Below are 20,657 nucleotides of genomic sequence, written 5' to 3' on the forward strand. Positions count from 1 at the left end.
GACATCTCCTGCACAAACGGCCCGGTCTCCTCGACCGGGTAAAAAGCGACCCTATAGCAGCTTTGGCTGTCTATGACGAATTTGGCGCGCCCTAGCGCAAAATCATGGGGCTGGCCAGTGCCTGCCCGTACAGGTGCGCATAGGCGTTTACCATGGCGTCCTCGGCAAAGTCGCGCGCCGCCCGCTGGCGATTGGCGACGCCCAGCCGGACGCGCAGATCGGCGTCGCCGGCCAGGTGGCCCAGCGCCTGCGCCAGCGCCGCCTCGTCCGGGACGACGAAGGGGCGGTTTTCGGGCGCGACCATGTTGGCGACATCCCCCACGTCCATCGACGCGGCCGGAACGCCCGCCGCCATCGCCTCCACCAGCGAGATCGGGAACTGTTCGCTGTCGGAGGACAAGGCGAATATGTCGAACAGGCCGACGAAGCGCCAGGGCCGGTCCATGAAGCCCGCCATATGCATGTCGTCCAGGCCATGTGCCGCCGCTTCGGCCAGGATCGCGTCGCGCTCCGGCCCTTCGCCCACCACCACCAGTTGCAGCCGGTCCCTGTGCGCGGCGACGGCGCGGACCAGGCGCCGGATATTCTTGACCGGCCGCAGCCCGGCCAGCGTGCCGACCAGCAGCTTGTCGGGGGTGCGGACAAGGCCGGGAAGGGCATCGCAGGCGGGCGGCGGCGCATAGCGGGCCACGTCGATGCCGTTGCGGATCAGATGCACTTGGCCCGGCGGCTGTTTCCACACCGTGCGGGCAATGCCCTCCAGCCGCACCGACGGCACGACCAGGCCATGCGCGCGTCGCAGCGCGACCCGGCGGAACAGGTTGCGCCTGGTCTTGAGCCGGTCGGCCTCATCGGCGTTGAAGCCGTCCTCATGATGGACCAGTGGCGGCAGGCCGGCGGATGCCCCGGCCAGGCGATGCGCCATGACCGCATCCATCGATCCCCAATTATAGGTCAGGATGAGGTCGAACCGCTTGAGAAAGGCGGTGATGACGCGATAGCGGGCCAGCCCCGGCTTGCCGGCGAAGGATGGCCCGTCGGGGAAATCGACATCGATCGCGGGATCGATCGCGTCCCGCGCGCCCATGGCGGCGGGATCGGCGCTGACGATGCTGTGCCGCGCCTTGTCACCCCAGATGTTCATCAGCCGGATGGCGCGGGCTTCCTTGCCGCCCAGGGTGAAGCTGCCATGGACGTGGAGGATATGCGGCCGGCCCTTGTCCGAAAGATCAGCCATGGAGCACACGGGCCAGCAGCCGCTCGATCGCCGCCATGCTTTCCGGTTCATCCATGACCGGGGCATGCCCCACGCCCGGCACGATGACCAGTTCCGCGCTGTCCCCGATCTCGCGCGCCATGCGCAGGGCGGTGGCTTCGCCCAGCAGATCGGATCGTTCGCCACGCAACAACAGGGTCGGGATGCTTTTGAACGCCTGCATAACCGGCCACATGTCGACCCCCGCCTCGCTGCCCATGGCGCGGATCGGCTCGGCGATCTTCATGTCATAGTCCAGCACCACGCGCCCGCCATTGTTCAGGCGATAAAGCCGCTTGGCCATGGCCAGCCATTGTTCCAGACCATAGCCGGGATAGACATGGGCATTGGCTTCCGCCAGCGCGCGGGCGGCATGAACCCAGGTCGGATGCGACTGCCCCACGCCGACATAGGAACGGATGCGCGCCATGCCCGCTTCGTCCAGCACCGGGCCGACATCGTTGAGCACCACCCCTGCCAGCCATTCCCTGTGCGTCGCGGCCATCAACATGGTGATGACCCCGCCCAGCGACGTGCCCACCGCAACGAAACGGGTGATGGCAAGGTCCGCGAGCAGGCGCCCGACATCCTGGAGATAGGTCAGCGGCGCATAGGTCATCGCGTCCTTGGCATAGGCGCTTTCGGCGCGACCGCGCATGTCCGGGCAGATCAGCCGCCATTCGCCCGCCAGTCGCCGCGCGAGCGGTTCGAAATCGCGGGCGTTGCGGGTCAGCCCCGGCAGGCAGAGCAAGGGCGGTCGCCCATCCTCTCCACCGGGATAGTCCCGATAATGGAGCCGCAGCCCGTCGGGGGACCACCAATATCCGTCACTATAACCGCTCAAGCTTGATCCTTCAGGTGACCTTCCCCCATATCACCTTAATGACCCAGCCCCCGCAAGCCGCCAAATATCGCCCCTCGACCGAAATCGACACATTGATGCCCGACATCGGCGATGCGGTGACGGCGGCGGACTTTCCACAGGCGATCCTGCGCTATCGCAACGACCGGGCGGCGGCATCGGTCGGGCTGGACGGGGTGAGCGACGCACAATGGATCGCGCATTTCGGCCGTTTCGCGCCACTGGAGGGCAGCCTGCCCCGACCGCTGGCGCTGCGTTACCATGGCCACCAGTTCCGCCATTATAATCCCGATATCGGCGACGGGCGCGGATTCCTGTTCGCGCAGGTGCGCGATGCGGCCGGGCGCCTGCTGGACCTGGGCACCAAGGGATCGGGGCAGACGCCCTATAGCCGGTTCGGCGACGGCCGCCTGACGCTGAAAGGCGGGGTGCGCGAGATATTGGCGACCGAGATGCTGGAGGCGCTGGGCGTCAACACGTCGAAAACCTTTTCGATCATCGAGACGGGCGAGGCGCTGGAGCGCAATGACGAGCCTTCGCCCACGCGCGGCGCGGCGATGGTGCGGCTGAGCCATTCGCATATCCGCATCGGCAGCTTCCAGCGGGCGGCCTTTCACGAGGACATGGCGCTGCTGGAAAAGCTGACCGACTATGCGCTGACCCGCCTTTATGGCGAGACGCCGGGCGACAATCCGCCCGCGCAACTGCTGGGCCGGGTGGTCGAGCGCACCGCCGACCTGGCGGCGAGCTACATGGTCGCGGGCTTCGTGCATGGCGTGCTGAACAGTGACAATATCAATGTGACGGGCGAGAGCTTCGATTATGGCCCGTGGCGCTTCACGCCGCTGTGGGACGCGGGCTTCACCGCCGCCTATTTCGACCATCAGGGACTGTATGCGTTCGGGCGGCAGGCCGAGGCGATTCACTGGGACGTGGCGCAACTGGCGGTATCGCTGCGCCCGCTGGTGGAGGCGGCGCCATTGATCGCGCAACTGGAGCGGTTCCCCGCGCTTTATGGCGAGGCGATGCAACGGCGCTTCTGCTGGCGGCTGGGCGTCGAACCGGGCGCGAACCCCGGCCCGATGATCGAGGCAGCGGTGCGCGCCATGGTGACGACCGGCACGCCGATCGACCGCTTCTTTCACGACTGGCGCGGCGGCGCGGCGCGCGATGGCGCGGCCTATGGCGACGCGGCCTGGTCAGCGTTCCGCGATGCGATCACCGATTGCGCGCCTGTCCCCGGCGCGAGCGCGCATCCCTATTGGTCGGACGACGCGCCCTGCTCCATGCCGATCGAGACGGTCGAGTCGATCTGGAGCGCCATCGACCGGGATGACGACTGGGCGCCGCTCCACGCCAAGGTCGCGGCGATCCGCCGGATGGGGGACGCGCATGGGGCGGCGCCAGGCCCTCTGGCCTGAGTGCGACAAACCGTGCCTATCTCTCTTCTTTCCTTAACCAATTTGCGGCATATCTGTTGCCCAAATGGTCGCGTCGCTTACATCCCATGAACCTGCAACCGGCGTCCTGCTCTGGCAGGGCGCGCCGGGCGATGTCGATGCGGAGGTCGCGCGCGCGCGCGCCGCATGGCCGCGCTGGGCGGCGCAGCCCATCGCCTATCGCATCGAAACACTGCGCCGCTTCGTCAATGTCGTGCGCCGCAACGAGGATGCGCTGGCCGACCTAATCGCGCGCGAAACCGGCAAGCCGCTGTGGGACGCGCGCGCCGAGGTCGCCACCGTGATGGGCAAGGTCGATGTCAGCGTTGCCGCCTATTCCGAACGCACCGGGCAGAAACGGCTGGAGGCGGCGCTGGGTGCGCGCCAGTCGGTGCGGCACAAGCCGCATGGCGTGATGGCGGTGCTTGGCCCCTATAATTTCCCCGCGCACCTGCCCAACGGCCATATCATCCCCGCGCTGCTGGCGGGCAATGCGGTGGTGTTCAAGCCATCGGAAAAAACGCCCGCGGTGGGCGAGATGCTGGTCAAGCTCTATCATGAGGCGGGCGTGCCGATCGATGCCGTGCGGTTGCTGATCGGCGGGGCGGACGCGGGCAAGGCGCTGGCCGCCCATCCCGATGTCGGCGGCATCCTTTTTACCGGATCGGCCCAGACCGGCATCGCCATCAATCGCCAGTTCGCCGCCCAGCCGTCCAAGATCCTGGCGCTGGAAATGGGGGGCAACAATCCTGTCGTCGTCTGGGACACGCCGGAAATCAGCGCGGCCGCGACGCTGGTGGTGCAATCCGCTTTCCTGTCGAGCGGCCAGCGCTGCACCGCCGCCAGCCGGCTGATCGTGAAGGACAGCCTGGCCGACCGCTTCATCGCCGAGGTCAAGAAACTGGCCGACCGGCTGATCGTCGATCATCCCCATGCCGACCCGACCCCCTATATGGGGCCGGTGATCGACAACCAGACCGCCGACGGGCTGACCGAAAGCTTCCTCTGGCTGATGAGCCATGGCGGCCGGCCGATCAAGCATATGGTGCGGCCGCACAAGGGCCTGCCCTTCCTCAGCCCCGCGATCATCGACGTGACCGCGATGAAGGAGCGGCCCGATGTCGAATTGTTCGGCCCGCTGCTCCAGGTGATCCGGGTCGCCGAGTTCGGCGACGCGATCGCGGAGGCGAACAATACGCGCTACGGCCTGTCCGCGTCGCTGATCGGGGGATCGCCGGATCAATATAATCAGTTCTGGTCGAACATCCGGGCGGGCATCGTCAACTGGAACCGGCCGACCAACGGCGCGTCGTCCAATGCGCCCTTCGGCGGGGTGGGCGTGTCGGGCAATCACCGGCCCAGCGCCTATTATGCCGCCGATTATTGCGCCTATCCGGTGGTGTCGGCCGAAATCGAAACGCCGCGCGCGTCGATCGGCGTGGGCCTCAAGGACATTGATGTCAGCGTGATGGGCGACTGAGCGACCGGAAGCACAAAACATTTCCTAGCCCCCGCCATACCCATTCTGAATTGAACTTCGGCGGCAGTTTCGCCATCTGGCCAGCATGGCTGATACAGCATCTTCGACAGTCCACCTCGTCGGCGCGGGACCGGGCGATCCCGACCTGCTGACCATCAGGGCCGCACGCCTGATCGCGCAAGCGGATGTGATCGTCCATGACGGGCTGGTATCCGGCGCCATATTGGCGCTGGCTTCGCCCGACGCGGAATTGATTTCCGTCGCCAAGCAGCGCAGCCGCCATTCCATGCCGCAGGACGCGATCAACGCGCTGCTGGTCGACCTGGCCTGCGAAGGCCGCCGGGTCGTGCGGCTGAAGGGCGGCGATCCGTTCATCTTCGGTCGCGGCGGCGAGGAAGTCGAAGCCTGCCGCGCCGCCGGCGTTCCGGTGGAGGTGGTGCCGGGCATCAGCGCCGCGATCGGCAGCGCGGCGATGGCGCAGCTCCCCCTCACCCATCGCGATGCGTCGAGCGCGGTCAGCTTCGTCGCGGGCCAGTGCAAGGGGCTGAGCGATCAGGACTGGTCGGGACTGGCGGGCAAGGGCCGCACCCTCGTCATCTACATGGGTGTCGCGACGGCGGCGGACATTGCCGACAAGCTGATCGCCGATGGCGTGTCGCCGGCGATCCCGGTGGCGGTGCTGGAAAATGGCACGCGCGCCGACATGCGCAGCCTGCGCACCCTGCTCGCCGATCTGGGCGACATGGTGGTGCGGGAACAGGTGGTCAGCCCGGCGCTGATCGTCGTCGGCGACGTGGCGGCCCATGCACTGGCGCGCGACGCGCTGGCCGCCTGGCACGACGCCATGGAAAAAGACCTGACCTCGATCGGGCCGAATGGGAAAAGGGCAGAATGAAGATACTGACGGGCAATGACCTGGTGAGCGGCGACGTGATCTGGTGGGCGGGCGATGGCTGGTCGCGCCAGGTGGGCGACAGCGTCGATGTGGGCACCCATGGCGATGACCTCGCCCGCACCGAAGAAGCCGCGCTGCGCGTGGTGGGCGCCTATGTGATCGACGCGACCATCACCGACGACGGCGTGCGCCCGGCTCATATCAAGGACCGCATCCGCGCGCTGGGGCCGACCGTGCGCCCCGACCTGACCCTGAAACCGAATGATGCCGACGCCGGCAACTGGGTGATCTGAACCATGTATCGCTACGACAGCTATGACCAGTCCATCGTCGACGCCCGTGTCGAGGAATTTCGCGACCAGGTGCAGCGCCGCCTGACCGGCGCGCTCACCGAGGACCAGTTCAAGCCGCTCAGGCTGATGAACGGCCTCTATCTGCAACTTCACGCCTATATGCTGCGCGTCGCCATCCCCTATGGCACGCTGTCGGGCAGGCAGATGCGCAAGCTGGGCGAGATCGCGGCGAAATATGACCGGGGCTATGGCCACTTCACCACGCGCCAGAATCTGCAATATAACTGGATCAAGCTGGCCGACGCGCCCGACATTCTGGCGGAACTGGCGACGGTCGAAATGCACGCCATCCAGACATCAGGCAATTGCATCCGCAACATCAGTTCGGACCAATATGCCGGCGTCAGCGCCGACGAGGTGGCGGACCCCCGCCCCTGGGCCGAACTGCTGCGCCAATGGTCGAGCTTTCACCCCGAATTCACCTATCTGCCGCGCAAGTTCAAGATTTGCGTGATCGCCAGCGACGATGACCGCGCGGCGATGAAGCTGCACGATATCGGCCTGAAGCTGGTGTCCAGGGATGGCGTGATCGGCGCGGAAGTCTATGCCGGCGGCGGCATGGGGCGCACCCCGATGGTCGCGCCGCTGATCCGCGACTTCGTGCCCGAAGAGGAGATCATCTCCTATCTCGAAGCCTGCCTGCGCGTGTACAACCGCTATGGCCGCCGCGACAACAAGTACAAGGCGCGGATCAAGATCCTGGTCCATGAGATCGGCGTCGAGGCGTATAAGCGCCAGGTCGAGGAAGAGTTCGCGCACATGCGGACGCTGGGCCTCAACCCGCCCACGGAAGAACTGGACCGCATCCGCGCCTTCTTCGCGCCGCCCGCCTATGAAACGGGCCTGAGCGAAGAGATCGACCGCGCCGATCCCGCCTTCGCGCTGTGGGTCGATCGTCAGGTCGCCGCGCACAAGGCGCCCGGCTATGCGATCGTCAATATCAGCCTGAAGCCGCTGACCGGCATCCCCGGCGATGCGTCGGCCGAACAGATCGAGCTGGTCGCGGGTCTTGCCGAGCAATATTCGCTCGACGAACTGCGCGTGACCCATGCGCAGAATCTGGTGCTGCCGCATGTCAAAAAGGCCGACCTCCACGCCATCTGGCAGAAGCTGGAGGCGGCGGGCCTGGCCGAGGCCAATCTGGACCTTATCACCGACATCATCGCCTGCCCTGGCCTCGACTATTGCGCGCTGGCCAATGCCCGGTCGATCCCGCTGGCGCAAAAGATCGCGCAGCGCTTCGCCGCGGCCGAGCGACAGGCGGAACTGGGCGAGCTGAAGCTCAAGATTTCGGGCTGCATCAACGCCTGCGGCCACCACCATGCCGGGCATATCGGCATATTGGGTGTCGACCGGAAGGGCGTGGAGAATTTCCAGCTATCGCTGGGCGGATCGGGCGCGGAGGATACGTCGCTGGGCCAGATCACCGGGCCGGGCTTTTCGGAGGATGGCGTGGTCGATGCGATCGAGAAGGTCACGGACCTGTATCTGGCGCAGCGGGAAAGCGGCGAACGCTTCCTCGACACCTATCGCCGTCTTGGCATGAAGCCCTTCAAGGAGGCGATCTATGGTTGAGTTCCTGTCCTTCCGCGACGGTGAAGCCACGCAGGAACCCGCCGTCACGGTCGAGGCCTTCACCGGCCAGTCCAACGCCACCGCCGTCCGCATCGAAGCGGGTGAGGACGCGCGGGCATTGCTGCCCCATCTCGACCGGCTCTCGCTGGTCGAAGTGCATTTCCCCGCTTTTGGCGACGGGCGCGGCTATTCGGCTGCGCGCATCCTGCGGGAATCGGGCTATCAGGGGGAACTGCGCGCGGTCGGTGACGTGCTGGTCGATCAGATCATGGCCATGCGTCGCTGTGGTTTTGACAGTTTCCACCCCGCAAAGCCGCTGGATGACGCCGCTGTCGACCGCGCGCTCCATCGTTATGCCGACATCTACCAAAAGGCGATCGACGGCCGCCAGCCTGTCTGGGCGAAACGGCATCCGGAGAAAATATATGGCTGAACCTGCCCGCCAGATCGATGTGATCGACGCCCGCCCCGCCTTTATCCAGGCCGACGCCGACGCCCTTAACGCGCGGTTCGAGGGCATCGACACGCTCACAATGCTCAAGACCGTCTTTGCAGAGGGCCTCGCCGGCCATGTCGCCGTCGTCTCCTCCTTCGGCACGGAAAGCGCGGTGCTGCTCGATCTGGTGGCGAAAGCCGATCCGACCGTGCCGGTGATCTTCGTCGATACGTTGAAGATGTTCGCGGAAACGCTGCATTATCGCGACACGCTGATCCAGCGGTTCGGCTTTACCGACAGCCGCACGGTCACGCCGGTCGCGGAGGTGATCGCGAAGAAGGACGCAACCGGCCTGCGCTGGTCCTACGACCCGGACGGCTGCTGCGACATTCGCAAGGTCGAGCCGATGAAGCGCGCCAAGGATGGCCTGGACGCCTGGATTTCGGGTCGCAAGGCGTTCCAGTCGGTGACGCGCCAGAACCTGCCCCGGTTCGAGGTCGAGGATGGCCGATTGAAGATCAATCCGCTGGGTGACTGGAACAAGGCGGACCTGGAAGCCTATTTCGCCGAGCATGACCTGCCCCGCCATCCGCTGGAAGCCCAGGGCTATCTGTCGATCGGCTGCGAACCCTGCACGTCGAAGGTGATGCCGGGCGAAGACCCGCGCGCGGGCCGCTGGCGCGGCTGGGACAAGGTGGAATGCGGCATCCATTCGCCGGTGTCGCCGATCCCGGTTGCGGACCCTGACGACCCGGCAAACCAGCCAGTATTCTGACGGTTCAGAGCCGGTGACACAGGGTTGACTGGTCATTGCGCGCGCAGCGGGCCAAAGGCGAAGTGGGGCAATCTGGCATCATCCCGCCCCCGTCCCGGCGTCTGATGCAAAAGCGCTCTACCCCTTCAGCACCAGATTGATGAGGTCGGCGGAGGACACACCCGCCGACCGCAGGAAACCCTGATAATAATCGCACCCTTCCCGCGCGAGCAGGTCGAGCTGCTCCTGCGTCTCCACCCCTTCGGCGATCACCTTCAGCCCCAGTGACTTGGCCATGTGGATGACCCCGCGCACGATGATCCGGTCCCGCGCCGTGCCGGCGATATCCTGCGCCAGGCCGCTGTCGATCTTGAGATAGTCGAGCGGCAGGTTCTTGAGGTAGGAGAGGCTGGAATAGCCGGTGCCGAAATCGTCGATCGCCACGCTCAGCCCTTCGGCCCGCAGCGCCGTCAGCAAGGCGCCGGCCGCGGTGACATCCTCGATCAGTCCGCTCTCGGTAATCTCCACCGTCAGGCGCGAACGCGGGAAACCGCTGCCATCGACCAGCGCCAGCAATCCCGGCATGAACTGTGGCTGGGCGATATCCGCCGCCGTCACATTGATCGACAGGCGCAGGTCAGACAGCGCGCGCGGCCATGCCGCCGCCTGACGCAACGCTTCCGCCTGAATATGCGCCGACAGGGGCAGCATATAGTCGGATCGTTCGGCCGTGGCGAACAAGATGCCCGCCCCCAGCGGGCCATAATGGGCGTGGTTCCAGCGGGCGAGCGCCTCCACCCCGCTGATCCGGTCGCTGTCGACCGGATATTGCGGCTGGAACACGATGCCGATTTCCCCCCGGTCGAGCGCCAGGCGCAGATCCGTCTCCAGCCGGTCGGCATCGACCTGCCGGCTCTGCCGGTCGGTCGACAGGATGCGGATGCCCTCGCCCCCGCCCTGCCGGGCGTCCGACAAGGCGGTGCCCGCACGGCGCAGCAACTGGGTCGCGTCATCCTCCGCCCGCGCCTGCGCGATGCCGCAACGGGCGATCAGGCGGATGAGGTGGTCGCCCGCGCTGAACGGCTGCCCCACCGCGCCGATCAATTGCCGCGCCAGAAAGGTCGCCCGGTCGCTGCCCGCCGCTTCGCCGATCAGGCCGACCAGAAATTCGGTGCCGGCGATCCGCGCCACCATCGCGCCGGGGGCGACATCATCGACCATGCGCTCGATCCGCCGGGCGATGCGCCCCAGCAGCGCGTCCCCCACCATCTGCCCATAGGCGGCGTTCATCCGGTCGAACTGGCTGATCGACAGCAGCAGGATCGTCGTCGGCAGTCCCGCCCGGCCATCGAGCCAGTCGAGCGCCGCCGGGCGCGAGCGCAATCCGGTCAGATAGTCGCGGCTCCCGCTATCGCGTTCATGCCCGTCGGACAGCCATTCCACATCCGCCGCGATCGCCCCGTCGGCCATGCGCAGATGATGCACCAGCCGCTGGCCCGGCCGGTCGGGCAGGGCATGCGCCAGCGCGGCGGGACGCCCGGCGCGGCGCATGGCGTTCAGCGCCGCCAATATCCCGCGCCGTTCGACCCGCGGCAAACGGCGCAGCAGGGCCGATGGCGCGATATAGGGTTCCGCCAGCCCCAGATGCCGCGCCAGACTGTCGCTCAGCCGCAGCACCCCGCTACCGCGCGGCAAATCCCAATATAGCGCGTCCCCGCGTCGAATGCGCTGCGCCCGCTGGCTATGCTGTCCCCCGCCGCCCAGCCGCTCCACCAGCCGATGGGCCGACGCCAGCGCCGCGTGCAACCCGGCATCTGTCACCGGCGCGACCAGATAATGAGTCGCGCCCGCCGCTAGCAGCGCGGGAATCTGGTCCTGATGCTCCGGCTCGACCAGCACCAGCAACGCCCCGCCGCCCGCCTCCATCGCCGGAACCAGCGGCGCCAGCAACTGGTTCGCGCCGCCCCCGCGCAAATCGACCAGCGCGACCTGCGCCTCGCTGCGCAGATAGCGCTGCGGCGCATCCCTGGACCGGCGCGCGCCGATCGTACGCCATCCAATGCGCTGTGCGGCGTAGCTCAGCCCGTCCCGGTCGCCCGGCGACAGGATGAACAGGCTGCGCTGGCCTTCACCGCTCTGATCCCCGCTTCCCACATTCATTCCCCGGCACCGCGCATCGCAACGGCTTAACATCAAGCCGTTACCGACCTCTTGCCATCGCTGCAACCGCGCTGCTTGCACGGCGCTTGCGCAGAACAGGTCCATCGCCTAGCTAAGGCTCCATGGTCATGGTCGATCCTTCGCGCGCACTGACCGACGGCCTTGGCCGCCGGATCAGCTATCTGCGCATTTCGGTCACGGACCGCTGCGATCTGCGCTGCCGTTATTGCATGGCGGAAAAGATGCAGTTCCTGCCGAAAAATCAGGTGCTGACGCTGGAGGAGATCGCGCTGCTCGCCGACCTGTTCGTGGCGCGCGGCATCCGCAAGATCCGCCTGACCGGGGGAGAGCCGCTGGTGCGGCGCGATATCGGCGATCTGGTCCGCCGGATCGCTCGCCATCTGGGCGAAGGGCTGGACGAACTGACCCTCACCACCAACGGCACAAGGCTGGCGGAGCATGCCGGGATGCTGGCCGATGCCGGCGTGCAGCGGATCAATGTCAGCCTGGACAGCCGCGATCCCGATCGCTTCGCCCATATCACGCGCGGCGGCCGGATCGGTCAGGTGCTCGACGGCCTTCATGCCGCGAAAGACGCCGGCCTTGCCGTCAAGATCAACATGGTCGCGCTGAATGGCGTGAACGAGGATGAAATCCTGCCCATGCTGCATTGGTGCGACGATCAGGGTTTCGACCTCACCCTGATCGAAACCATGCCGCTGGGCGACACCGGCGAGGACCGCACCGATCATTATCTGCCGCTGACGGACGTTGCCGCGATGATCGCAACGCATCATGCGCTGACCCCGATCGATTATCGCACCGGCGGCCCGTCGCGCTATCATGCGGTCGAGGATATGGGCGTCAAGCTTGGCCTCATCACCCCCCTCACCCGCAATTTCTGCGCCGACTGCAATCGCATCCGCATGACGTGCGAAGGCAAGATTTTCATGTGCCTGGGCCATGAGGATCATGTGGATTTCAAGGCTGCGCTGCGTGAAGGCGGCCTGCCCGCCGTCGAACCGCTGATCGACCGGGCGCTGCGGCTGAAACCTGCCGCCCATGATTTCCGCATCGGCGCAGGCGCGCGCCCCGCCACCCGTCGGCATATGAGCGTCACCGGCGGATGAGCGATGACATCCGGCGCGCGCTGGTCGCGTCCCCCACCCAGGCCGCACGGGCGGCGGAGGAACGGTTGCGCGCCACCTATGATTTCGTACCGGTCGACCAGGCCGACATGATCATCGCCCTGGGCGGCGACGGTTTCATGCTCCAGACGCTGCATGCGATGCTGGAAGGACGGCGCACCGTGCCGGTATTTGGCATGAACCTGGGCACGGTCGGCTTCCTGATGAACGAATGGCGGCTGGAACGGCTGGAACAGAGGCTGGCGAAGGCCAAGAGCTTCAAGGTCAACCCGCTGCGCATGACGGTGGACACCGTCGATGGCGAGCGCTTTTCGATCCCCGCGATCAACGAAGTGTCGTTGCTGCGCGAAACCCGCCAGACCGCCAAGCTGGAAGTGCAGGTGAACGGTCGCGCCGTGCTGCCCGAACTGGTATGCGACGGCGTGCTGGTGGCGACCCCGGCCGGATCGACGGCATATAATCTGTCGGCCCATGGCCCGATCCTGCCGCTCGGATCGGCGCTGGTCGCGCTCACCCCGATCAGCCCGTTCCGCCCCCGGCGCTGGCGCGGCGCCATCCTGCCGGAAAACACCGCGATCCGCTTCACCGTGCTCGACCCCGTCAAGCGGCCGGTCAGTGCCGTGGCCGACCAGCGCGAAGTCCGCGACGTGGCGCAGGTCGATGTCGGCATCGATCGCGCGACGCCGCTGACACTGTTGTTCGACCCCGAACATACGCTGGACGATCGCATCGCCGCAGAGCAGTTTATCGCGTGAATTTTTATGACATTGCGGCTTGCCATGTTCGGAAAGCCGCTGCTATAGGCGCGGCCTGCCCAGCGAAAGCGGGTTGCTCCCCGATAGCTCAGCGGTAGAGCATTCGACTGTTAATCGAATGGCCGTAGGTTCGAATCCTACTCGGGGAGCCACATTTTTCAGCCCGAATGGCTGATGCCATCCTGACATCGTGATGATCCGTTCCGTGACACAGGGATCTGTCAACCGTTCGAATATTTGACATTTCCGATGCGCGGAAGCGCTTGCCATTTCCGCCGCGCCAAGGCATAGGCGCGGCCTGCCCAGCGAAAGCGGGTTGCTCCCCGATAGCTCAGCGGTAGAGCATTCGACTGTTAATCGAATGGCCGTAGGTTCGAATCCTACTCGGGGAGCCACATTTTTCAGAGCAGATTTTCCTGTAATTCCGGTGCTTTGCCATGCAAAAGCACAAAAGGGGAAATCACCTCTGATCGTGTTTCGCCATACTGTGCACCCTTGTCGGCGCAGCCATGGGCGCCCTCCGGTTCAGTCGATCGGTCAGACGGCGATGGATGGCAGCGTGACGCATGGATCGCCACCCGCGACACGGAGCATCCCAAGCGCATTTCCATCATATGACCGCTCCAGCTTTCTGATGTTACGCGATTTCCCAGTCATCGGATGAGTCCATCCGATGCGACATCGCTGCATCAGGGGCAAGCGCCGCTTCCTGCGGGTGGCGGCGCGTTCCGGCGCGTCCGAGGGCGCGATTGAGGCGGCAGCCCTAACAATCGCCCTGCATGATCCCTATATGCCCTGTTCGGCACAGGGCCGGGGCGGCCTCGCTTCGACCTGCCCCCCTGTGCCGGTCGAGCCATGGTTCGATCCTTTTCCAAAAGGCTGGAAACACCTGCACCGCATCGGTCGATCGACCCGATGCGGCCCGATGGAGTACGCCCCGCATGATCGCCTATCTGATCCTCGTTCACCGCTTTCCCGACCAGTTCAAGCGGATGTTCCGCGCCATCCATGTGCCGGGCAACCATTATCTGATCCATGTCGATCAGCGATCGGGGCCGGCGATGAAAGCGGACATTGCCGCCTTTCTGAAACCCTATGTGAACGTCGCCATGCTGCCGTCGCGCAAGATGCTGTGGGGCGGTTACAGCCTGGTCGACGCCGAATTGCGGGGCATGGCCATGCTGCTGAAAATGAATGCGGACTGGCGCTATTTCATCAACCTGAGCGGGCAGGATTTTCCGCTCAAGTCGCAGGCCTATATCGCCGATTTTCTGGCCAGCCACGACGGCGCGCAATTCATCCGCGCGGTCCCGCAACAGGCCGTCCGTCCCGACACGATGAATCGCCTGAGCCATTATTTTCTGGAAATTTTCAACCGGATCGTGCGGACCGGCATCGCGCGTCGCCCGATGGCCGCCGTCACCCCCTATATCGGCACCCAATGGAAAGCGGTCACGCGCGATTTCTGCGCTTTTGCCTGCCACAATCCCGCCGCGCGCCGGTTCAAGCAATTTTATCGTCGCACCCTGATCGCCGACGAAGGCTTTTTCCAGACATTGATGATGAACGCCTTTGCCGACACCCGGATCGTGAACGACGATTTGCGCACGATCGACTGGATTCCCGATGGGGATATCAAGTTGCGGCCACGCACCTTCGTCACGCGCGACGCATTGCGGCTGACGCTCAGCCCGGACCTGTTCGCCCGCAAATTCGACGCGGAAGAGGACAGCCATATTCTCGACCTGCTGGAAGCCCATCTGCTGACGCCCGCCGCCCAGACCCTGCCCGCCCCCGGCAGTGTGCACGCAACAATGTTACAAGCGTCTGGACGGATCATATCCCCGGCGTAAAACGTCTCCCTATCCAAAGATAAGGAGTCGCCCCATGGATCGCCGACAGTTTCTGACCACCACCGGTGCCGCCGCGCTGGCCGCCGCCGCGCCGCGCGCAATGGCCCAGGCCGGGAGCGACGACGCGCGCCTGTCCGCCGCCTTCGCCGCGATCTTCGAACGCCAGCTCGACCTGTCGCCAACCCTGGTCACGAGCCTTGGCCTCGACAAGGGCGGGCGGGCGATGGCCAAGAGCCAGATCGACGACAACAGCCGGTCGGGGATGATGAAGAAACTGGCCGCGACCCAGACGGCGATCAGGGAACTGGAGGGCTTCACAGCGGCCAGCCTGTCCGACGCGCAGAGGCTGAACCTCGACGTCATCCTCTACGCGCTCGACCAGCAGACCGTTGCCCCGGCCAGGTTCGGCCTCAACAGCGTGCAGCGCCCCTATCGCATCTTCCAGCAGGGCGGCAGCTATTTTTCGACGCCCGATTTCCTCAACACGTCGCACACGATCAGCGCGGCGGCGGATTGCGACGCCTATGTCGCGCGGCTCGATGCGTTTGCGCGCAATCTGCGCACCGACACCGCGCTCCAGCGGGACGAGGCGGCGCGCGGCTATCTGGCGCCGAGCTGGTCGCTCGACCTGACGCTGGGCCAGATGCAGAAGCTGCGCGGCCAGCCGGCGGCGGACAGTTCGATGGTGCAGTCGCTGGTCCGGCGCGCGGCGGCCAAGGGCATTGCCGGCGACTGGCAGGCGCAGGCGAGCGCGATCGTGGAGAAAGCCATCTACCCGGCACTGGACGAGCAGATCGCCGCGATCGCCGCGCTCAAGGGCGGGACGGCGGCCGGGGACGGCGTGTGGCGCACCCCGCGCGGCGATGAAATCTATGCAGCGGCACTCAAGCAGGCGACCACGACCGACCTGTCCGCCGACCAGATTCACGCCATGGGGCTGGAACAGGTCGCGGACATCAGCGCCCAGCTCGACACCATCCTCAAAGGGGCGGGCCGCACCCATGGCACGATCGGCGAGCGGCTGGCCGCGCTCAATGTCGACCCGGCCCAGCTCTATGCCGACAGCGCGGAGGGCCGGGCCGCGCTGCTGGCCCAGCTCAATCGCGATGTCGATGCAATGAAATCCAGACTTCCCAGTGCCTTTGCGACCATTCCCGATACGCCATTGGAAATCCGTGCGGTGCCGGTGGAGATTCAGGATGGCGCGTCCAACGGCTATTATAACCGCGCCGCGCTCGACGGGTCGCGCCCGGCGATCTATTTCATCAACCTGAAGGATGTCGGCGACTGGCCGAAATATGGCCTGCCCGCCCTCACCTATCATGAAGGCGTGCCGGGGCATCATCTCCAGATTTCGACGGCGCAGACCGCCGGCGACGTGCCGATGCTGCGCAAGACCGCCTTCATGAGCGCCTATACCGAAGGATGGGCGCTCTATGCCGAGCAACTGGCCGACGAACTGGGCGGCTATGCGACGCCGATCGACCGGGCGGGCTATCTGCAATCCTTCCTGTTCCGCGCCGCGCGGCTGGTGGTGGACACTGGCCTCCACGCCAAGCGCTGGACCCGCGCGCAGGCGACCGACTATATGGTCGAAAAGACCGGCTTCGCCCGTCCCCGCTGCCAGCGCGAGGTCGAGCGCTATTGCACCCAGCCGGGTCAGGCGACCAGCTACAAGGTCGGCCATGGCGTATGGAGCAAGGCGCGCGCGGCGGCACAGGCCGAGCTGGGCAAAGCCTTCGATCTCAAGCAGTTCCACGCCATTCTTGAGGAAGGCGCGATGCCGCTGTCAATGCTGGAGCAGCGCGTCGCCGCGCGGGCGAAGGCAGCGAAGGGCTGAATGCGTCAGCGGGGCTTCATGAAGCAAGATGGGCTGTAGGCGCCGTCATTGCGAGCGCGGCGAAGCAATCCATGGCGGGACGATGGATTGCCTCGCCGCGCTCGCAATGACGCAATAAAGCGCGACAGGACGAAACAGGGCGCGATAGATCGTCCGTTTCCAGATTTTACGCCGGCACCTGCGCCAGCGCGGCCTTCACCGCGTCGATCGCGGCCTGCGCCTTGTCACCTTCGGGGCCGCCACCCTGCGCCATGTCGGGACGGCCGCCACCGCCCTTGCCGCCGAGCGCTTCCACGCCGACGCGGACGAGGTCGACCGCGCTGATGCTGGCGGTCAGGTCGTCGGTGACGCCCACAGCGATCGTGGCACGGCCGTCGACCACGGCCAGCACGGCGGACACGCCGCTGCCCAAAGTCTTTTTATGGCTGTCAACGATGCCGCGCAATTCCTTGGGATCGAGGCCATCGATGACCTGCCCCAGGAAATCGACAGCGCCGATCCTTTCGGGACCAGCCGGCGCCGCGCCTGATGCGCCACCGCCCGCAGACCCGCTCAGCGCCAGCGCCTTCTTCGCTTCGGCCAGTTCACGCTCCAGCTTGCGACCCTGTTCGACCAGCGCAGTGATGCGGGGCAGCACATCTTCCGGCGAGGTCTTGAGCGCATTGGCGGTCTGGCGCAGCTTGTCGTCGCGGTCGACCAGCCACAGGCGCGCGGCTTCGCCGGTCAGCGCCTCGATCCGGCGGACGCCCGATGACACGGCGCTTTCCGACACGATCTTGAACAGCGCGATGTCGCCGGTGGCGCGGACATGGGTGCCGCCGCACAGTTCGACCGAATAATGATGGTCGTCTGGCCCAAGACCTTTTGCGCCCATGGAAAGGACGCGGACTTCATCGCCATATTTTTCGCCGAACAACGCCATCGCGCCCGCCGCAATGGCGTCGTCCGGGGTCATGAGGCGGGTCGTGACCTCCTCATTATGGCGGATCTGGGCATTCACGTCCGCCTCGACCCGCGCGATCTGCACATGGGTCAGGGCTTCGGGGTGCGAGAAGTCGAAACGGAGGCGTTCGGCCGCGACCATGCTGCCCTTCTGCGTCACATGGGCGCCCAGTTCCTTGCGCAGGGCGGCGTGCAGCAGATGGGTGGCGCTGTGGTTGGCGCGGATGCGGTCGCGGCGATCGGTATCGACGCTCAGTTGCACCATATCCTGTACGGCAATGCCGCCGCGATCAATATGGGCGCGATGGGCATGAATGCGGCCCAATGGCTTGGCCGTATCCACAACCGTGGCGGTCAGCGCGCCATTGGAAATAATCCCCGCATCGCCCATCTGGCCGCCGCTTTCACCATAGAAAGGCGTCTGGTTGGTGACGATGACAACATCCTCCCCTTCCACGGCCCGATCCACGCGCACGCCATCCCGGATGAGCGCAAGAACCTGCCCTTCCCCCCTGGTCGATGCGTAGCCGACAAATTCGGTGCTGCCGAGGGTTTCGGCGATGTCGTACCAGATTTCGTCCGATGCCTTGTCGCCCGATCCCTTCCACGCGGCGCGGGCGGCGGCTTTCTGTTCCGCCATGGCGGCGTCGAAACCGGCACGGTCGACCGACAGGCCCTGGGTGCGCAGCGCATCCTCGGTCAGGTCGTAGGGAAAGCCATAGGTGTCGTAGAGCTTGAACGCGGTTTCGCCCGGCAGGGTCGCGCCTTCGCCCAGACCGGCGGTGGCTTCGTCCAGCAGGCGCAGGCCGTTTTCCAGCGTCTTGCGGAAACGGGTTTCCTCCCGCAGCAGCGTTTCCTCGATCAGCGGCTGGGCACGGACCAGTTCGGGATAGGCGCCGCCCATTTCGGAGACGAGGCTGGAGACGAGACGATACATCAGCGGGTCTTTCGCGCCGATGATGTGCGCGTGGCGCATGGCGCGGCGCATGATGCGGCGCAGGACATAGCCGCGCCCTTCGTTCGCCGGCAGCACGCCGTCCGCGATCAGGAAACTGGTGGAGCGCAGATGATCGGCGATGACGCGGTGGCTGGCCTGCAAGTCGCCGTCGGTCGCGGTGCGGGTGATCGCACCGGATTCCGCGATCAGCGCCTTGAACGTGTCCGTGTCATAATTGTTGTGCACGCCCTGCATGACGGCGGCGATGCGCTCCAGCCCCATGCCGGTGTCGATGCTGGGCTTGGGCAGTTCGCTGACGATCTCGTTCGCTTCCTGCTCATATTGCATGAAAACGAGGTTCCAGATTTCGACGAAGCGGTCGCCATCTTCTTCCGGCGATCCCGGAGGGCCGCCCCAGATATGGTCGCCATGGTCATAGAAGATTTCCGAGCAGGGACCGCAGGGGCCGCTGTCGCCCATCGCCCAGAAATTATCCTTGGTCGGAATGCGAATGATCTTGTGATCGGGCAGGCCGGCGATCTTCTTCCACAGGTCGAACGCCTCATCATCGGTATGATAGACGGTCGCGGTCAGCTTTTCGGGCGGAAGCCCCCATTCCCTGGTCAGCAGCGTCCAGGCATGGGTGATCGCCTGTTCCTTGAAATAGTCGCCAAAGCTGAAATTGCCCAGCATTTCAAAGAAAGTATGGTGGCGCGCGGTATAGCCCACATTGTCGAGATCATTATGCTTGCCGCCCGCGCGGACCGACTTCTGGCTGGACGTGGCGGTCTTGTAGGGGCGCGTTTCAAGGCCCGTAAAGACATTCTTGAACGGCACCATGCCCGCATTGACGAACATCAGCGTCGGGTCGTTGTGCGGCACCAGCGGCGCGGACGGGACGATGGTATGGCCGTTGGCCCCGAAATAGTCGAGGAAGGAGCGGCGAATGTCGTTGGTCGAGGTCATGGGGGCGATTTAGTGGGAAGCGGCCCGCCGCACAAGCGGGGGATTTGGTCGTGCACCACTTGCATTGGAGCAGAGGCAAACTGCTCACTCCAAAGGATGGTCGTTGTCCAGCCTCGCCTGGATCGCCAACAACGCCCATGGACGATCCCCGTGACCCAATGGGGCTGACCCGATCACCACGCCTTGTGCGCCAGCGATACATCGCGAAATGATCTTCCTTGCCGCAGCAGCCTCATCCTTCCCTTAAAAGGCAGGATGGATGGATCGCTTCCTCACTTCGATACCGGCGGATCCGAAAATCACGCCGGTCAGGCATAGGCATAGGCGCCGCCTGTCCTGAGCGCCGCCTGATAGGCAGGTCGGGCGTGCATGTCGTTCAGCCAGCGCAGGAGGTGCGGGCGCGACTCGTTCAGGCCGCCCCGCGCGCGGGATGCTTCCAGCGGAAAACTCATCATCATGTCGGCGGCGGTGAAGCTGTCTCCCGCAAAACAGGGGCGGGTCGCCAGTTCGCTTTCGAGCCAGTCGAGATGATCGTCCAGCATCTTCTGCACCGGCGCGCGCGCGGGGCGGCCGAGCAGCCCCAATTTGCCGATGATGAGCAGCGCGAGCAGCGGCGGCATCATCGATCCTTCGGCATAATGCATATATTGGCGATAGCGGATCGCGCCTTCGGCATCGACGGGCGGGCCAAAGCGCCCTCCGGCGCGGGCGACCAGATGCTCCATGATCGCGCCGGTTTCGATCAGGGCGTGGCCGTCCACCTCCACGACGGGCGAACGCCCCAGCGGATGCACGGCGCGCAGCGACGCCGGTGCGCGCATCGTCCTGGCGTCGCGCTCATAGCGGCGGACTTCATAGGGTTCGCCCAGTTCCTCCAGCAGCCAGAGGATGCGTTGCGAACGGCTGTTGTTGAGATGATGGACGATGATGGTCATGACGGCTCCCCTGGCCTGGGTCGGTGAAGGCGTAACCCGGCATGGGGCGGTGCACAACGGGGAGACGCCCTC

Annotated in this window: 17 protein-coding genes and 2 tRNA genes; 13 read left to right on the forward strand and 6 right to left on the reverse strand. The window is 65.5% G+C overall.

Annotated elements, in window-relative coordinates:
* Positions 1 to 91: 91 nt before the first annotated feature.
* Positions 92 to 1,237, reverse strand: a complete 1,146-nt coding sequence (locus Q4610_RS00710) for a glycosyltransferase (RefSeq protein ID WP_304534105.1) — start codon at positions 1,235 to 1,237, stop codon at positions 92 to 94.
* Positions 1,230 to 2,099: an alpha/beta fold hydrolase gene (locus Q4610_RS00715; protein ID WP_304534106.1), complete on the reverse strand. Its 870-nt coding sequence runs from the start codon at positions 2,097 to 2,099 to the stop codon at positions 1,230 to 1,232. The genes Q4610_RS00710 and Q4610_RS00715 overlap by 8 nt, the downstream gene beginning before the upstream one ends.
* Before the next feature lie 38 nt (positions 2,100 to 2,137).
* Between Q4610_RS00715 and Q4610_RS00720 the strand changes: the two genes are divergently transcribed.
* From Q4610_RS00720 to Q4610_RS00750, 7 genes are all read left to right on the forward strand, one after another.
* The gene (locus tag Q4610_RS00720; protein WP_304534833.1) at positions 2,138 to 3,538 is read left to right on the forward strand and encodes a protein adenylyltransferase SelO; all 1,401 of its coding nucleotides are present in this window, start codon (positions 2,138 to 2,140) and stop codon (positions 3,536 to 3,538) included.
* 64 nt (positions 3,539 to 3,602) lie between these two features.
* Positions 3,603 to 5,036 (forward strand): succinylglutamate-semialdehyde dehydrogenase, encoded by a 1,434-nt coding sequence (gene astD / locus Q4610_RS00725; protein ID WP_304534107.1) that lies wholly within the window; start codon positions 3,603 to 3,605, stop codon positions 5,034 to 5,036.
* 85 nt (positions 5,037 to 5,121) lie between these two features.
* A complete protein-coding gene (gene cobA / locus Q4610_RS00730) occupies positions 5,122 to 5,931 on the forward strand; it encodes a uroporphyrinogen-III C-methyltransferase (protein ID WP_304534108.1) in 810 nt (269 codons plus the stop codon).
* A complete protein-coding gene (locus Q4610_RS00735; protein ID WP_304534109.1) occupies positions 5,928 to 6,224 on the forward strand; it encodes a DUF2849 domain-containing protein in 297 nt (98 codons plus the stop codon). The genes cobA and Q4610_RS00735 overlap by 4 nt, the downstream gene beginning before the upstream one ends.
* Before the next feature lie 3 nt (positions 6,225 to 6,227).
* Entirely contained in the window at positions 6,228 to 7,859 is a 1,632-nt protein-coding gene (locus tag Q4610_RS00740) for a nitrite/sulfite reductase (RefSeq protein WP_304534110.1), read from the forward strand.
* Positions 7,852 to 8,292, forward strand: coding sequence for a DUF934 domain-containing protein (locus Q4610_RS00745; RefSeq protein ID WP_304534111.1), 441 nt, complete (start codon positions 7,852 to 7,854; stop codon positions 8,290 to 8,292). The genes Q4610_RS00740 and Q4610_RS00745 overlap by 8 nt, the downstream gene beginning before the upstream one ends.
* Positions 8,285 to 9,070, forward strand: coding sequence for a phosphoadenylyl-sulfate reductase (locus Q4610_RS00750; protein WP_304534112.1), 786 nt, complete (start codon positions 8,285 to 8,287; stop codon positions 9,068 to 9,070). Before Q4610_RS00745 ends, Q4610_RS00750 begins: the two co-directional genes overlap by 8 nt.
* A gap of 117 nt (positions 9,071 to 9,187) precedes the next feature.
* Here the strand turns inward: Q4610_RS00750 and Q4610_RS00755 are convergent, their stop codons facing one another.
* Positions 9,188 to 11,203: a putative bifunctional diguanylate cyclase/phosphodiesterase gene (locus Q4610_RS00755; RefSeq protein ID WP_425262510.1), complete on the reverse strand. Its 2,016-nt coding sequence runs from the start codon at positions 11,201 to 11,203 to the stop codon at positions 9,188 to 9,190.
* Between the two features lie 128 nt (positions 11,204 to 11,331).
* Here Q4610_RS00755 and moaA point away from each other — a divergent pair, with 128 nt between their 5' ends.
* From moaA to Q4610_RS00775, 4 genes are all read left to right on the forward strand, one after another.
* Positions 11,332 to 12,339 carry a GTP 3',8-cyclase MoaA gene (moaA, locus tag Q4610_RS00760; protein WP_304534114.1) on the forward strand — a complete coding sequence of 336 codons (1,008 nt, stop codon included), beginning with the start codon at positions 11,332 to 11,334 and terminating at the stop codon, positions 12,337 to 12,339.
* Positions 12,336 to 13,112 carry an NAD kinase gene (locus Q4610_RS00765; RefSeq protein ID WP_304534115.1) on the forward strand — a complete coding sequence of 259 codons (777 nt, stop codon included), beginning with the start codon at positions 12,336 to 12,338 and terminating at the stop codon, positions 13,110 to 13,112. Before moaA ends, Q4610_RS00765 begins: the two co-directional genes overlap by 4 nt.
* A gap of 77 nt (positions 13,113 to 13,189) precedes the next feature.
* A tRNA-Asn gene (locus Q4610_RS00770) sits at positions 13,190 to 13,264 on the forward strand.
* A gap of 168 nt (positions 13,265 to 13,432) precedes the next feature.
* Positions 13,433 to 13,507 (forward strand) — tRNA-Asn (locus Q4610_RS00775).
* Positions 13,508 to 13,513: 6 nt separating this feature from the next.
* On the opposite strand, the gene Q4610_RS00780 is transcribed toward Q4610_RS00775, so the two are convergent.
* Positions 13,514 to 13,726 (reverse strand): hypothetical protein, encoded by a 213-nt coding sequence (locus Q4610_RS00780; protein WP_304534116.1) that lies wholly within the window; start codon positions 13,724 to 13,726, stop codon positions 13,514 to 13,516.
* A gap of 327 nt (positions 13,727 to 14,053) precedes the next feature.
* Between Q4610_RS00780 and Q4610_RS00785 the strand changes: the two genes are divergently transcribed.
* Both Q4610_RS00785 and Q4610_RS00790 read left to right on the forward strand, forming a co-directional pair.
* Positions 14,054 to 14,965, forward strand: coding sequence for a beta-1,6-N-acetylglucosaminyltransferase (locus Q4610_RS00785; protein WP_304534117.1), 912 nt, complete (start codon positions 14,054 to 14,056; stop codon positions 14,963 to 14,965).
* A 34-nt stretch (positions 14,966 to 14,999) separates the two neighbouring features.
* Positions 15,000 to 16,805: a DUF885 domain-containing protein gene (locus tag Q4610_RS00790; RefSeq protein WP_304534118.1), complete on the forward strand. Its 1,806-nt coding sequence runs from the start codon at positions 15,000 to 15,002 to the stop codon at positions 16,803 to 16,805.
* A 166-nt stretch (positions 16,806 to 16,971) separates the two neighbouring features.
* Here the strand turns inward: Q4610_RS00790 and alaS are convergent, their stop codons facing one another.
* Both alaS and Q4610_RS00800 read right to left on the reverse strand, forming a co-directional pair.
* Positions 16,972 to 19,650, reverse strand: a complete 2,679-nt coding sequence (gene alaS, locus Q4610_RS00795) for an alanine--tRNA ligase (RefSeq protein WP_304534119.1) — start codon at positions 19,648 to 19,650, stop codon at positions 16,972 to 16,974.
* Between the two features lie 308 nt (positions 19,651 to 19,958).
* Entirely contained in the window at positions 19,959 to 20,585 is a 627-nt protein-coding gene (locus Q4610_RS00800) for a glutathione S-transferase family protein (RefSeq protein WP_304534120.1), read from the reverse strand.
* Positions 20,586 to 20,657: the final 72 nt, after the last annotated feature.

It is taken from the genome of Sphingobium cyanobacteriorum, from assembly GCF_030580935.1.
Taxonomy (GTDB): Bacteria; Pseudomonadota; Alphaproteobacteria; order Sphingomonadales; family Sphingomonadaceae; genus Sphingobium; species Sphingobium cyanobacteriorum.

Bases quoted from the DNA above. Each gene is read 5' to 3' on its own strand.
- moaA (WP_304534114.1), top strand. From the start codon at position 11,332: ATGGTCATGGTCGATCCTTCGCGCGCACTGACCGACGGCCTTGGCCGC.
- Q4610_RS00750 (WP_304534112.1), top strand. From the start codon at position 8,285: ATGGCTGAACCTGCCCGCCAGATCGATGTGATCGACGCCCGCCCCGCC.
- alaS (WP_304534119.1), bottom strand. From the start codon at position 19,650: ATGACCTCGACCAACGACATTCGCCGCTCCTTCCTCGACTATTTCGGG.
- Q4610_RS00790 (WP_304534118.1), top strand. From the start codon at position 15,000: ATGGATCGCCGACAGTTTCTGACCACCACCGGTGCCGCCGCGCTGGCC.
- Q4610_RS00710 (WP_304534105.1), bottom strand. From the start codon at position 1,237: ATGGCTGATCTTTCGGACAAGGGCCGGCCGCATATCCTCCACGTCCAT.
- Q4610_RS00780 (WP_304534116.1), bottom strand. From the start codon at position 13,726: ATGATGGAAATGCGCTTGGGATGCTCCGTGTCGCGGGTGGCGATCCAT.
- Q4610_RS00765 (WP_304534115.1), top strand. From the start codon at position 12,336: ATGAGCGATGACATCCGGCGCGCGCTGGTCGCGTCCCCCACCCAGGCC.
- Q4610_RS00785 (WP_304534117.1), top strand. From the start codon at position 14,054: ATGATCGCCTATCTGATCCTCGTTCACCGCTTTCCCGACCAGTTCAAG.
- cobA (WP_304534108.1), top strand. From the start codon at position 5,122: ATGGCTGATACAGCATCTTCGACAGTCCACCTCGTCGGCGCGGGACCG.
- Q4610_RS00800 (WP_304534120.1), bottom strand. From the start codon at position 20,585: ATGACCATCATCGTCCATCATCTCAACAACAGCCGTTCGCAACGCATC.
- astD (WP_304534107.1), top strand. From the start codon at position 3,603: ATGGTCGCGTCGCTTACATCCCATGAACCTGCAACCGGCGTCCTGCTC.
- Q4610_RS00740 (WP_304534110.1), top strand. From the start codon at position 6,228: ATGTATCGCTACGACAGCTATGACCAGTCCATCGTCGACGCCCGTGTC.
- Q4610_RS00735 (WP_304534109.1), top strand. From the start codon at position 5,928: ATGAAGATACTGACGGGCAATGACCTGGTGAGCGGCGACGTGATCTGG.
- Q4610_RS00745 (WP_304534111.1), top strand. From the start codon at position 7,852: ATGGTTGAGTTCCTGTCCTTCCGCGACGGTGAAGCCACGCAGGAACCC.
- Q4610_RS00720 (WP_304534833.1), top strand. From the start codon at position 2,138: ATGACCCAGCCCCCGCAAGCCGCCAAATATCGCCCCTCGACCGAAATC.